We start from the raw sequence: 12,306 nt of genomic DNA, 5'->3' as shown, positions 1-12,306 counted from the left end.
TCACGGAGGGAGAGTGAAGAAGTCGGAGAAAAAAAACAACTTTGAAATACTCCTGAACAAAATTTATCTCTGTTTCTCAAGAATTACGTCTCAGAATTGATCGAGCTTAGCATTAATTCCATCTATTTCTGAGAAAGATACTACTGATGATTGTTTATACTAGCGTGAGGTCAATTTTTTGGCTTTGAGGTTGACAATTTCTGTATCGATTATTTTATCCATTTCTAAGGACATGAATTGCTTTTCTAAGGGATCAGTACTCAGACTTTGGGTTATTTGTGACTCGGCTTCGAGGTCTATAATTCTCGATTCTATATGCTCAAAAATACTACTAGAACTGCCTGAGTTTAGATTGCCAACAATTCCTTGTAGTCTTTGGGAAGCTATCGCTGATCGCAGTCTGGCTACATTAAGGCTTTTTTTTGCTTTAGCTTCGGCGTATTTCCGTTCTAGGGTTCGTAAATCTTGCTTAACCTTCTCAACTACCTGATTCTGTTGTTCTAGTTGATTTTCTATTCTTTGAGCTTGGATTTGGTAATTTTGGCGGTCAATGAGTGCTTCCCTGGCTAGGAGTTCATTTCCTTTTTCAATAGCTATTGTTGCCCGTTCATACCATTTTTCTGCCGTCTTTTGGTATTGAACTAACTGGCGTTGTGCACTTTTGTTGATAGCGATTGTTTCTGCTAATGCTCGTCGCATGGCGATTAATTCCTGTTCTATTTGGGCAATCGCTGTCTCTAAAACTTTTTCGGGATCCTCTTCTTCTTTGATTAAGCTATTAATCTGTGATCGTAAGACTCGACTAATTCTTTCTAACCATTCCATAACTATCCTCAATTTCCTCGGTCCACCTATCCATATTAACTTGAGTTCGGCTTGAGGAGGAGAAACGGAGATGTTGGGAGGAGATAGAGCATTCTTGTACTCTCTGAGTGATGAAATAATCAAACAATGGAATTTATTTTCCTGCTGCTCTTTCTCTAGAAAGAGTTATGGTCTATTGTTATTCACCAAAATTATAATTTTTATCTCACAAACTACATTGATTTTAAAAAACAAAAGATAAGTAGCAGTTAAAAATATTTAATATTATAGAAATATCGCTGCTGAAATATAATTATTTGCCGCAGTGATATTTCTATAATAAATGCGAATAATCATCGTATTAATAAATCTAATATTTATTTTTTGAGTGAAAATACATTTAGATTTTTAACACTTATCTTTATTAAAGATAAGTGTTAAAACAGCTTAGTTTTATTATTTATACGTAAATTATATCAAATTTTTTATATGCAAATAATATTTATAAAATATAAAATAGCTAATAAAAATAGGAAGATATCTTAACTTTAGAGTTTTTATGACTGATAGTAAACTTGCTCCTACAACACTTTATCGAAAATTACGTAAAATTAATTCAGCACCTTACTCAGCATTTTTTGGGGTTAAAGATTTCGTCATTCTTAGTTTATCTCCAGAGCATTTACTCAAAATTGAGCGTAATAATAAAGTTGAATCTAAGCCAAATAAAGAAACAAAAGCAAAGAGAGTAAATATTCAAGAAGATAAGGAAATACAAGAAAGTTTCAAAAATGGAAAAAAATCATGCTGCAAACTTAATGATTGTGGATTTGCTACGAAATGATCTAGGACCAGTAGGTGAAATAGGTAGCCTGTCATGTCCCGAAATTAATGGATGTCGAAACTTATGCCATTATACGTACATCAATTAGTCAATACTGTTTGCAGCTACCTTCGTCAAGCTCTCAGAACTATTGATTGTATAAGCGTGGCTTTTCCTAGTGGCTCAATGACCGGTGTTCCTAAAATAAGAATCATGGAAATTATTAATAAACTTGATATTAATAAACTTGAAGGAGAAGCAAGAGGTATTTACTCAGGGGCAATTAGTTTTTTAGGACTAAATGGCACAGCAGACTTAAACATTGTCATACGTACAATCCTAATAGCCCCAATTGAAACGATTATCGGCGCCTCAGATGGAATTTTATGAAATGCTCCTCAAGGTACAGTCCCTAATTAGGGCTATTTTACTCTCAGTCCATGGAAAGATCAATCTTAATCTCTATCACATTGTTGACACCCCATTAGTTAAAGCGGCTGTTAAAGTTAAAGGGCAAGTTTAATATATTGTGAACAATAATTTTTTATAAATCATTTTTTTTTAACTATCCATGGGTTGATTTTTCAATTATTTTCCTATATCACACTATATTAATAGAGTTAATGCAACAAGTCTTTGAAAGATAATGAGCAATGATAATAGTGGTTCTATCCTAAGTTCTCTTTCCTAAAAAACAGACAATAATAGTATAGGTTTAATTGTAAACAGTAGAGTTAGCTTGTCCAGAAAATAAAGTCAATATTTTCTGGTAATTACCCTCGTAATAGTAATTTTTAGGTTTATTTAGAGCTATCTACTTTACTTGAATTAAGTTTTTTATGATGGGTTAAGATTAATCTCCACAAGTTAAGTAAAATAAAACGACAAGTAATCTTAAGAGCATCAAATACGATATTTGTATAAACTTTCAAAAAAGTTGCCATACTGCAGCTTAATCTACATCTAAATACAGTTAGAATATTTAAAATAATAAAGATGGCTCCTATGTATAGCCAAGAGTGATGAAAATTATGATTTCTTTGAAGGGTAATATTACGACGGTACGTTTAGAAGTATGTAAAATTTATTATTATTTATCGTTAGACCCATAATAACATGATAATTTCGTAGAGTGGTTAATCAAATAAATCACACACTGTAATCTTAGGAAAATATATTGAAAGTGGAAACGACTTCGAGCAATACAGAAACCATGCAGGAAAACATACAGGACTACGTAGCTCAACTGCAACTCTACACGCAATTACATTCTCGTAATCTTGTCCCCTCTTTAAAGCTAATTGAAGATCCTCGCCACCAACTATTGCAAGAAACCCAGGCAACAATTGAAAAGTTGGCATCGCGCCAAACTCGCTAACAGTTGACTTTTTTAAAAATGCCTTCATCATTAATAATCTATGTTAATGGAATGATGCTGGGGATACCTAGTGAATTCAGAAAGTGATGTCAATCATGTCTTTAGCACAAATCAGAATTATTTTAGTTGAGCCTACTGGCCCATTGAATGTGGGATCAGTAGCGCGAGTCATGAAAAATATGGGGTTACAACAGCTAATTTTAGTTAATCCTCACTGTGATCCTTTCGGGAAAGAAGCGCGATTAATGGCTGTTCATGCTCTGAACATTTTAGAACAAGTTCAACAAGTAGGCAGTTTACCTGAAGCATTGCAAGGATGTCAGCAGACGATAGCTACTACAGCCCGCCCTCGTAGCCTTTCAACTCCTCTAGAAACTCCCCGTCAAGCCCTCCCCTGGTTATTAAACTCCAACCTCCCCAGTGCCTTAATTTTTGGACCAGAAGATCGGGGATTAAGTAATGAAGAACTCAATTACGCCCAACGTTTTCTCTGTATTCCAGCTAGCCCAGTCTATCCATCTTTAAATCTTGCCCAGTCCGTTGCTATCTGTGCATATGAACTCTACCAAGCTTCCAAAATACCTCTGGAATTTTCTTCAGACTCTTCGACAAAACTGGCATCTTTTGATGTACTCGAAGGCTATTATCATCACCTCGAAGCGGTTTTATTAAAAATGGGTTACCTTTTTCCCCATACGGCTAAGGCTAAAATGGAAAAACTCCGCCGTCTTTATAACCACTCAAATTTAAGTGCTGAAGAAGTAGCTTTACTGCGAGGAATTCTTGGACAGATTAATTTTATATGGCAACATTTACCCGACAATTACAGTCGTAAAAGTTAATCGTCTCGATCAGATTGACACTGATTGACGTCGCAAGTATTATTTTAACTTGTCTCTTCTTCGATTTTAATTGCAAGGATTCTTAGACTATGCCCCGTCGAATGATTAATTCCTCCTATAATCCCCAAAATAGTGCAATTAATAACGACTCTTCCGGTCGTTCGACTAATGGCAAAAGTAGTTCTCATCGTCAACAGATAAATGGTGTTTCTGGGGTAGGGCGTTCAACCAGACGACTTCCTCGCCGAAGGGTATCAACCTTAGCGGTTTCTACCAAACTTCTTGATCGACGCGTTAAAAATTCTCCCTCCAATTTTATGACCGTCGTGTTTTTGTATATTCTTCGTTTAGGTATTATGGGAGTGGGAGTAAGTGCGATTGCAGGAACAATTTTAACCGTATTAGGTCCCACCAGTTTATTCGCCACCCACTCTAATTCTCCCCAACTGACTGCTTCTGACGAGTCTGTACAATTTGAAGAAAAAATCCCTACAGCGACTATTAGCAATCCAACAAATATTCCCCTAGGGCGAGAATTAATTGCTCTTAAAACCAAATTAGAAAAAATAGCTAGCCAAGAGAAATACGCTAAAGTCAAGTCTCATGGCTGGTTTATCGATTTAGATAACGGTAACTATGTCAATTTTAATGGGGATACTTCTCTCTCTGCTGCTAGTACCATTAAAATTCCTGTTCTTGTTGCTTTTTTCGAAGAGTTAGATGCCGGAAGAATCTATCTAGACGAAATGCTAACCATGGACGAGAAAATTATCACTGGAGGGTCAGGAAGTATGCAATATCAGAAGCCTGGGACTCAGTTTAGTGCCTTAGAAGCTGCGACAAAAATGATTGTTATCAGCGATAATACAGCCACGGATATGTTAGTCCGTCGTCTGGGAGGTAAAGAAGTTCTCAATAAACGTTTTAAGGAATGGGGATTAACCAAGACAGAGATTAACAATCATTTACCCGATTTAGAAGGGACTAATACCACCAGTCCCAAAGATTTAGTGGAATTATTGGCCCTCATTGAACGGGGGGATTTATTGACGGTCCGATCACGTGATCGCCTGTTGGGAATTATGCAAAAAACACGTACTCAAACCTTATTACCTCAAGGACTGGAACAGGGTGCAATGATTTTTCATAAAACAGGGGATATTGGTACAATTTTAGGAGATGCTGGCATCATTGATATTCCAACGGGGAAGCGTTACATTGGGGCCGTCTTTGCTGAACGTTCTTACAATGATGTCATGGGGAGAATGATCATTCAAGATTTCTCTCGCATCGTTTATCAACATTTTAAATGGTATCAACCTAATCAAAGTGTTAAACCTTAAGCTCATTTCAGTAGAAACCCAAAAACTACTAGGGTCTAATTTAAGGACTTATTAATTCTCAAGAATAAGCGATTGACTGTCGCTCGTAATTAATTTGGACTAATAATTGTAATTTAATCTGCCTATTCGTATTTATTACCCATTTTCTTGACAATCAACGATTTTATCTTCAATAATTTCAGCAACAGATCCTTCTAGACGATGGAGACGAATTTGCAATAGACGAGGAGGCTCGACCGTGACAACTGTAAATTCTAAATTGTCATAGAATAAAGTTTCCCCTATAGAAGGAATTTTTTGCCATTGATAGAGTAAAAAGCCTCCTAAGGTTTGATATTCATCTGTTAGCGGTAACTCTAAGTCTAAAACTTTATTAAGTTCTTCGAGATTTATTTGAGCTTTTACTAGAAATGTTTGATTATCCAACATCTGTAGAGAAATATCTTCTGTCCGAGTTTCTTCTAAATCACTATCAAGAATTTCTGCAATTAAATCTTGAAGAGTAATTAATCCAGAAGTTCCTCCAAATTCATCCACGACAATCACTATTTTCAACTGTGATCTCTGCATTACAGATAGTAATTCATCTAATGGCATGGATTCAGAGACGAATTTAATTGGTTTAAGCCAACGACGCAAAGAAGATTCCTTTGTTAATTCTCCTTGAGCCAACGGAGGAGCTAAATCTTTAAAATTAATAAAGCCTAATATATCATCAAGGGAATCTCCTTTGACCGGATAACGAGAATGGCCAGTAATAGCGACTTCTTCGAGTAAATCCCCAAAAGTTGCTTCCTCAGAAATGGCAATTAATTGAGTACGGGGAACCATTACCTCAACAGCCATAACCTCGCCAAATTCAAAGACATTTTTCAGTAGTGCTCGTTCTTTAGCTTCTAATCCAGTTGATTCTCCTTCGGTGGCAATGATTAATTGAAGTTCTTCTGAGGTTACTTGATTGTATCGTCTTTCCCTCATGTATCTAATCCCAACGCTACATAATAAATAGCGAGTTGATTGATTTAAAATCCAGATAAAAGGATTAAATATTTGGGCAATTACCCCAATAGGAGGACCTAAAAATCGAGCTAATTTCTCTGAATAAATCAAGGCAACAGATTTAGGACAGAGTTCTCCTAACACAATTTGTAGATAAGCAACTAGCAAAAAAGCAACTGGGATAGCAAGACTATAGGATATGGATTGGGTCAGTTTAGGAGCAAACGGCAGATTCCTCAAAAGAGGATTGACCAAAACTGCCATGGTTCCTTCTCCGAGCCAACCTAGAGCTAGACTAGAAAGAGTAATTCCTAATTGAGTGGTTGAGAGAAGACGATCAATACTACGTTGTAGGGATTGGACAGTTTGAGCCTGAAGATCACCAGCTTCTACTAATTGACTGATACGTGACCGCCGTACCGACACCATGGCAAATTCAGCGGTAACAAAAAAGGCATTGATGGCAATTAGTAAGAATACTAATAAAAGACGTAGTAAGATTTCACTAACACTCAAACTATTCATTGAAAAATAAAGCTTGTAACCATTATTAATAATCTCTAAATTTCGCAAATTAAATCTTTACCGAATTGTTGCTTGAGGCTAGTAATTTCTAATCTTGAACCAATTATGAAGCCTTAAACTCTCTTTGAGAGAAAACATTTCTATTATAGATCCTAAAACCCAATTTATATAATTAGATCAATGTTGGTAGCTAAATCACTGACAATCATGCAGGCCATGATTTGTGATGCACTACAAATCCCTTCAATAGTCGCTTAACTCCCTATTTCTTCCTTTGACAGATTTACATCTTACTGATGGGGAATTAAGTCAACAAAATTCTCCTTAAACTCCTCCTTTAATTCTAGGCAGTTAAATTGTGATAACTGTAGTAAAGGTGGATAAAAAGTACACTCAATTTCGAAAAGGTGATCTTTGTCGTCTGAGTTCTTTGCTTAAGAAGTACCTGTAGTCATTTTTGATAAACAGTCTGAAGACTATCCTGACTTAACAAGCTATCTCATTGCTGTGTGCAGTACAATTTTATTCAATATTATTGCTACTGTATGACAGGAGAGACGAAACCTCTCAAACGTAATACTTGTTTTCAACCTAAGATAAAATTCAATTGAAAAATTATTTGAAGACCGAGCACGTTTTAAAGAACTCCTTCCAAATTTATTAACATCGCGTTAACAAGATATTCGAAAGCCTAAAGAGAACCACGAGTCAATAAATTTGCAAGGAGTTCTTTAACAACCATTCCTCTTTAACTATATAAATAAATTACAAAAATATCAGATCTTTAAGAGAAAGACTAATGTTTTTTGAAATTTTCCTCTACAGTTATTTGCAGTCAACTTAAACACTATTTTAATATCCAACAGTTAAAAATTATCTAGGATAGAAGTTGAAGGAAAGTAGGCTCAACGGTTTTTAATCTCTACTTTAGACTTAGGTAAAAAAATCAAGACTATATTTATCTGACCTTAATATTTCAACAGGAATGATCTATTCTCAGACTATTCTTCACCGAAGAAAAATCAACCTGACGTTGCGGGATTGTAATTTTCGATTGTGATGCTTACAGGATCAACATTCCAAATTTCTTTGCAATATTCCCTAATCGTGCGATCACTAGAAAATTTACCCATTCGCGCCGAATTCAAAATAGACATATCTGTCCACTTCTCATGATCACAGTAGGCATGACTAACGGCTTCTTGAACATCAATATAAGACTGATAATCAGCCATTAACATATAAGGATCATGGCAGATTAAGGGACCAACAATAGGTTGGAATAATTCTCCATCTCCATGACTAAAGTAGCCACTGGCAATGCGGTCAATAACACCCCGTAATTCTTCATTATTATGATAATAATCTATGGGGTTGTATCCATTAGTCTTGAGATCGTAAACTTCTTGAGCAGTTAAACCAAACAAAAAGAAGTTTTCAGCCCCAGCTGCTTCACGAATTTCGATGTTCGCTCCGTCTAGAGTTCCAATGGTTAATGCCCCATTCATAGCAAATTTCATGTTACTAGTTCCAGAAGCTTCTTTGCCAGCAGTGGAAATCTGCTCAGATAAGTCAGCGGCTGGATAAATCCGTTGACCCAAAGAAACGTTAAAGTTAGGCAAAAAAACAACTTTTAATCGGCCCCGAACATCGGGATCTTTGTTAACAACTTCGGCAACGGCGTTGATTAATTTAATAACCAACTTAGCTAAAAAGTATCCAGGTGCGGCTTTACCACCAAAAATAAAGGTTCTAGGAAGAATATCAATATAAGGATTCTGTTTGATGCGATTGTATAGGGCAATGATGTGTAAAACCATTAAATGTTGCCGCTTGTACTCATGAATTCGCTTAACTTGAACATCAAACAGGGAATTAGGATCAACTTGGATATTTCTATTTTTAAGGATATAAGCCGCTAAGCTGCGTTTATTGCCTTGTTTAATTTCACGCCAACGATGACGAAAGTCAGGATCATGAACAACAGCCTCTATGTTGCGCATTTCATCCAAATTCTTGAGCCAACCATCCCCAATTTTTTCAGTAATCAAAGTAGCTAGCTCTGGGTTAGATAGTAAAATCCAACGGCGTGGTGTCACCCCATTGGTTTTGTTATAGAATTTCTCAGGCCAGAGTTTAGCAAAGTCTTTGAGGGTATCTCTTTTCAAGAGTTCTGTATGTAAGGCCGCTACCCCATTGATCGCATGGGAACCAACACAAGCCAAATTAGCCATACGAATTAGCTTTTCTTCCCTTTCTTCAATCAAAGATAGACTAGATATCAACTGATCATCTCCAGGAAACCAGGTTCTTACATCTTCAAGAAAACGATAGTTGATTTCGTAAATAATTTCTAGATGTCGAGGTAGAAGACTAGCAAATAATCCTGCGGGCCAACGTTCTAAGGCTTCTGGTAACAGAGTATGATTAGTATAAGCAAAAGTTTTTTGGGTTATGTCCCACGCTTTTTCCCAAGAATAATTGTGTTTATCTATTAACAAATGCATCAATTCAGCGACAGACACAGCAGGGTGAGTATCATTGAGTTGGACCGCAACCTTTTCATGGAAATCATCTAAACTATTGTGGGTCCTTAGATGAATACGGATTAAGTCCTGTAAGGAAGCAGAAACAAAGAAGTATTGCTGCGCTAAACGAAGTTGTCGGCCTGCAGGAGTATTATCATTAGGGTAGAGAACTTTAGAAATGGTCTCTGCATCCATTTTCTCAGCTACTGCTTGGTCGTATTGTCCTGCGTTAAAGGCATCAAAATTAAAGGCTTCACTGGCTTCTGCTTTCCACAAACGTAGGGGATTTACGGTGTTGGTTTGATAGCCTGGAACGGGTGTGTCATAGGGAACGGCAAGGATAGTACGAGCTGGGATCCATACTATTCTCATGTTACCTGCCTCATCGTGAACCATTTCGGTATGGCCCCCTAACTTAACCTCTACGCTCTCGGTGGGGTGGGATAATTCCCAAGGATTGCCAAATCGTAGCCAATTATCAGGAATTTCTGCTTGCCAGCCATCTCTGAGGGTTTGATGGAAAATTCCGAATTCGTAACGAATTCCGTAGCCAATAGCTGGAATTTCTAGAGAAGCAAGAGAATCAAGAAAACAAGCAGCTAAACGACCTAGTCCTCCGTTACCTAGTCCAGGGTCTGGTTCTTGCTCAATAATTTTGTCGAAATCAAGACCTAATTCCTCGACGATTTCACGCATCTTATCATACATATCTAGGTTGATTAGATTGTTTCCTAGGTGGCGACCCATGAGGAATTCAGCCGAGAAATAAGATACAATTTTTACTTTTTCTTTTTTATAGGTTTCTATCGTTTTAAGGAAGCGATGTAGAAGGCGATCACGGACAGTATAAGCGATTGCTACATAATAGTTATACAAAGATGCATTGGAGCGATCAATGCCTTGGAGATAGAAGAGATTGTCTAGGAAAGCACGTTTCAGTGTTTCCGCACTCATCCCAGTGCGATCATCTTCCACTTTAATATTTGACTGAGGGGTGAAAGTATCCATGATTATGGTAGTAAGTTTTTTTCATGTATTGATCATCCTAAGTCAGTTTAACAGGATGATACTGGTATAGATTAGACAACTACTAGCCAGCATAAGCGATTATCACTGGAACTAAAGTTTTTAGGTTAAGTTTTGCTGACAAACTTTTTTCAAAAAAAAGACTAAAGATTTTGAAGTAGTGAACTATTTTTACCTAATTGCAAATATATAGAAACTTGATATTTCGTAATTTCTAATAAAGAAGCTAATATTTTTTACTCATATATTTTTATTTAAAATGCTAAAATATAAAATTAATTTTTAATAAACCAAATAATAATTTTATATAAAATTCTAGCCTTTAAATAAGTGATCTAAAAATTGACACTCAGTGAGTTTATTCTATAATCGTATCATTACAAATAAGTGCGGACATTGAAAAATATCTTACAATAGGTAGTTTTAATATCAAAACTAGCAAATTTTTATTTAAAATTACATATTAACCAATTAATTAGTTAATATATTACTACTTAATTCTAGTTAAATTATGTCTATTTAAAATAGAATCATAATTTTTTATTGCATGCTATTTTTAGTCTATTATATTTAGTTCTGGACTATTTTATAGATTAATAAAAAAATATTAAATATACTAGTGCTACGCTCTATTTTTACTTAACTACAACTGAAATGTTAATGGTTTAACTCAAAACTTCAGATAAATAGTCTGCCGTTGATTCTACTAAAGGAATTGTATTCTCGTAAACCATACGAGTTGGCCCGATAACGCCAACGCTTCCTACTGGGATATCTCTTTGTTTGTAAATAGCAGAAATTAAAGTACAAGGATGCATTGACTCTAGAGGATTTTCCGAACCAATTCTAATAGTAACTCGTTGAGTCGTTAGAGATTTAACTTCAGGAACTTCAAAAATTAATGGTAATAATTGATCTTGTTGTTTTTCTAACAAATAGAGAAGAGTTTGTACTTGTTTTAGTTGAGAAAATTCTGGTTGATGTAATACTTCGGAAAACCCATGTATTATAATTGGGGTTGAAATAGATGATTTTAAGTAGTCTGATATTTGTTGTAATAGAGTTTTCAAAAACTCTGTATAATGAATGAGGTTTTTGTCGATATCACGCCAATTTAAAGCTACTAAATTTAAAAGACTTTTACTTTTTAAATGGCTATTTAAAAAATTAGAGATAATTTGTAGTTCTTGTGTTAACCAGCTTTCATCATTAAGCTCCTCATTGAGGACAGATTTAGGAATATCAACTAGAATAGATTGAGTTTGATAACTATCCGTAACAATTATGAGAATAACTTGGTTTGACGAAACAGGTATTAATTGTAAATGACGTAATTGATTCAGAGAACTTTGAGGAAGTGTAATTAAGGCGATATAGCCGCTAAAATTCGCCAGTATTTGAGTTGACTTTTGTAACAACATCTCACAGTTAAATGTTTCTTTTTGTAATTTTTTGTTTAAATATTTTTCAATTTTCTGTCTAATGTAGTTATCAGGCGTAATTAAATTATCAACGTAGATTCGGTAACCACAGTCAGAAGGAATTCGACCGGCAGAAGTGTGAGGTTGATAAAGAAACCCAGCCTTTTCTAATTTTACTAAAGCCTTTCTAATAGTAGCTGAGCTTACACTCAAATCGTATTCTTGAACTAAAGTTTTTGAGCCTACTGGTTCAGCTGTAGCAATATAATGTTGGATGGTTGTTCGTAGAATGTTTTGATAACGTTTAGTTAAAGTAGATTTAACAGTCATAATAATAAAGAATAAAAGTTTGATGAAAGAACTTATAGCAATCAAAAAGTACAAATATCTCCTACTATAGGAAATTACTATTAGAATCCCTTATAGTAAAACTATTTTACTAAATAAGCTTTTTTAGACTAGCTATAATAAAATTACAAAAAAAGCGAAAACCCTTTTTGAGCAAAGTTTACTGGTCTATAAAAACTTTGTTTCTCTAAAGAAAAAGGTTTTATAGTTAAAGAATAAAGTCAGAACAATATTTTTGGAAGTTATCAGCTATCAATTGATCATATTCA

The 12,306-nt window shown here is 35.2% G+C and carries 8 protein-coding genes and 1 pseudogene; 5 read left to right on the top strand and 4 right to left on the bottom strand.

Annotated features, from left to right (window positions below; genetic code table 11):
• Positions 1–159: 159 nt before the first annotated feature.
• Positions 160–948, bottom strand: coding sequence for a PspA/IM30 family protein (locus ETSB_RS04805; RefSeq protein WP_232509865.1), 789 nt, complete (start codon positions 946–948; stop codon positions 160–162).
• Positions 949–1,363: 415 nt separating this feature from the next.
• Here ETSB_RS04805 and ETSB_RS10635 point away from each other — a divergent pair.
• From ETSB_RS10635 to ETSB_RS04785, 5 genes and pseudogenes are all read left to right on the top strand, one after another.
• Positions 1,364–2,017, top strand: a pseudogene (locus ETSB_RS10635) (chorismate-binding protein).
• A complete protein-coding gene (locus tag ETSB_RS09930) occupies positions 2,004–2,150 on the top strand; it encodes a hypothetical protein (RefSeq protein ID WP_171816406.1) in 147 nt (48 codons plus the stop codon). The pseudogene ETSB_RS10635 and the gene ETSB_RS09930 overlap by 14 nt, the downstream one beginning before the upstream one ends.
• Before the next feature lie 654 nt (positions 2,151–2,804).
• Positions 2,805–3,005 (top strand): hypothetical protein, encoded by a 201-nt coding sequence (locus ETSB_RS09270; protein WP_084220194.1) that lies wholly within the window; start codon positions 2,805–2,807, stop codon positions 3,003–3,005.
• A gap of 86 nt (positions 3,006–3,091) precedes the next feature.
• Complete coding sequence (locus ETSB_RS04790; RefSeq protein ID WP_044106626.1) at positions 3,092–3,847, top strand: RNA methyltransferase; 756 nt, start codon at positions 3,092–3,094, stop codon at positions 3,845–3,847.
• Positions 3,848–3,936: 89 nt separating this feature from the next.
• Positions 3,937–5,190: a serine hydrolase gene (locus ETSB_RS04785; protein WP_044106623.1), complete on the top strand. Its 1,254-nt coding sequence runs from the start codon at positions 3,937–3,939 to the stop codon at positions 5,188–5,190.
• A 135-nt stretch (positions 5,191–5,325) separates the two neighbouring features.
• Here the strand turns inward: ETSB_RS04785 and ETSB_RS04780 are convergent, their stop codons facing one another.
• From ETSB_RS04780 to hrcA, 3 genes are all read right to left on the bottom strand, one after another.
• Entirely contained in the window at positions 5,326–6,714 is a 1,389-nt protein-coding gene (locus tag ETSB_RS04780) for a hemolysin family protein (RefSeq protein ID WP_084220192.1), read from the bottom strand.
• A gap of 1,022 nt (positions 6,715–7,736) precedes the next feature.
• The gene (locus ETSB_RS04775; RefSeq protein ID WP_044106621.1) at positions 7,737–10,250 is read right to left on the bottom strand and encodes a glycogen/starch/alpha-glucan phosphorylase; all 2,514 of its coding nucleotides are present in this window, start codon (positions 10,248–10,250) and stop codon (positions 7,737–7,739) included.
• Between the two features lie 683 nt (positions 10,251–10,933).
• On the bottom strand, positions 10,934–12,019 hold the full coding sequence (gene hrcA / locus ETSB_RS04770) for a heat-inducible transcriptional repressor HrcA (protein WP_044106618.1): 1,086 nt from the start codon (positions 12,017–12,019) through the stop codon (positions 10,934–10,936).
• Positions 12,020–12,306 lie beyond the last annotated feature (287 nt).

It is taken from the genome of cyanobacterium endosymbiont of Epithemia turgida isolate EtSB Lake Yunoko (assembly GCF_000829235.1).
Taxonomy (GTDB): Bacteria; Cyanobacteriota; Cyanobacteriia; order Cyanobacteriales; family Microcystaceae; genus Rippkaea.
The sequence above is the reverse complement of the archived record's forward strand: the minus strand, read 5'-3'. Positions and strand labels throughout refer to the sequence as shown.